The organism is Streptomyces sp. NPDC008125, from assembly GCF_042957125.1.
In the GTDB taxonomy this organism is placed as follows: Bacteria; Actinomycetota; Actinomycetes; order Streptomycetales; family Streptomycetaceae; genus Streptomyces.
Genome location: NZ_JBIBHR010000025.1, coordinates 1 through 1,085, shown reverse-complemented (window position 1 = coordinate 1,085; position 1,085 = coordinate 1). Strand labels below are relative to the sequence as shown.

The window sequence follows — 1,085 nt, the reverse complement described above, 5'->3', positions numbered from 1 at the left end:
ACCACCACCGGAACCCGAACCACCACGGTTGTCGTCACGACGGAAACCACCACCGGAACCCGAACCACCACGGTTGTCGTCACGACGGAAACCACCACCGGAACCCGAACCACCACGGTTGTCGTCACGACGGAAACCACCGCCCGAACCGGAACCACCACGGTCGTCACGACGGAAACCACCACCGGAACCCGAACCACCACGGTTGTCGTCACGACGGAAACCACCACCCGAACCCGAACCACCACGGTTGTCGTCACGACGGAAACCACCACCGGAGGGACGGTCGTCACGACGCTCGAAACCGCCCGGACGTCCACCACGGTCGTCATCACGACGAGGAGCACGGTCGTCGCGCTGACCACGGAAGCCACCACCGGAACCGGAGCCGCCACGGTCGTCGCGACGGAAACCACCGCCGGAGCCGGAACCACCACGGTTGTCGTCGCGACGGAAACCACCGCCGGAACCCGAACCACCACGGTTGTCGTCACGACGGAAACCACCGCCCGAACCGGAACCACCACGGTTGTCGTCACGACGGAAACCGCCACCGGAGGGACGGTCGTCACGACGCTCGAAACCGCCCGGACGTCCACCACGGTCGTCATCACGACGAGGAGCACGGTCGTCGCGCTGACCACGGAAGCCACCACCGGAACCGGAGCCGCCACGGTCGTCGCGACGGAAACCGCCACCGGAACCCGAACCACCACGGTTGTCATCGCGACGGAAACCGCCACGGTCATTGTCACGGCGCGGGGCGGCGGAGCGGTCGTCACGACCGCCGCGGGAGCCGGCCCTGTCGCCACCGTCCCGGCGACGCGGCTCGCGATCCGGACGATCGTCGGGAGAGTTGGTGGACATGGGTACGACTCCTGTCTTTGGGTACTGCAAACATTCTCGCGCAGCCGACCTGTCGACGCGCTTCGGGAAAACAAAAGGACCCTTGGTCCCAGCATGAACGCTGGGACCAAGGGTCCTTGAAAGATTGTTCGGCGGCGTCCTACTCTCCCACAGGGTCCCCCCTGCAGTACCATCGGCGCTGAAAGGCTTAGCTTCCGGGTTCGGAATGTAACCGGGCG

Annotated in this window: 1 rRNA gene and 1 pseudogene; both read right to left on the bottom strand. The window is 65.8% G+C overall.

The features are described 5' to 3' along the window. Positions 1 to 768: pseudogene (locus ACFZAX_RS31255) on the bottom strand (hypothetical protein); the annotation flags it as partial. Positions 769 to 993: 225 nt separating this feature from the next. Then, positions 994 to 1,085, bottom strand: a 5S ribosomal RNA gene (gene rrf / locus ACFZAX_RS31250); the annotation flags it as partial.